Here is a 671-nt window from a genome sequence, read left to right on the forward strand (position 1 = left end):
GGGCCCTCCCCCGCCGACCCCCCCCCCCCCCCGCGCCCCCCCGCGCCCCCGGGGGCTGCGGGGCGTCCCGGAGGGATTGCCGACGTCAGACGCCGAGCAGGTCCACGACGAAGATCAGGGTCGAGCCCGGGGGGATCAGAGGGCTCGGCGACTGGTTGCCGTAGGCCATGTTCGGCGGAATGATCAGCTCGCGCCGACCGCCCACCTTCATGCCCTGGACGCCCTGGTCCCAGCCCTTGATGACCCGGCCGCCGCCCAGCGGGAAGCGGAAGGTCTGGCCGCGGTTCCACGAGGCGTCGAACTCCTCGCCGGACGCGAAGGTGACACCCACGTAGTGGACCTCGACCATGGCGCCGGCCTTGGCCTCGGCGCCGTCGCCGACCACGATGTCGCGGATCTGCAGCTCCACCGGCGGCTCGCCGCCCGGGAAGTCGATCTCCGGCTTGGTAAGGCTCACAACAGACTCATCTCGTTCGGTGACACGGACGTGGCGGGGCGGCAGGCACCGCTACGGACCACCGTACGGCGGCCGTCCGCCCGTCCCGGCCATCCCGGCCCCCGCGACGTGTGGCGGGGGGGGGGGGGGGCGCGGGGGCGAAAATGACGGCGACGCCCCCCCCGCCTCCCCGCGGGTGGGAGCGAAAAAGAGATGAGTATATTGGGGGGGGTTG

At 73.3% G+C, this 671-nt stretch carries 1 protein-coding gene; it reads right to left on the bottom strand.

The features are described from left to right. Positions 1 to 85: 85 nt before the first annotated feature. Positions 86 to 457: an FKBP-type peptidyl-prolyl cis-trans isomerase gene (locus tag ACFV0G_RS13415; RefSeq protein ID WP_380546053.1), complete on the bottom strand. Its 372-nt coding sequence runs from the start codon at positions 455 to 457 to the stop codon at positions 86 to 88. Positions 458 to 671 lie beyond the last annotated feature (214 nt).

Source organism: Kitasatospora sp. NPDC059571 (assembly GCF_042735675.1).
Lineage (GTDB): Bacteria > Actinomycetota > Actinomycetes > Streptomycetales > Streptomycetaceae > Kitasatospora.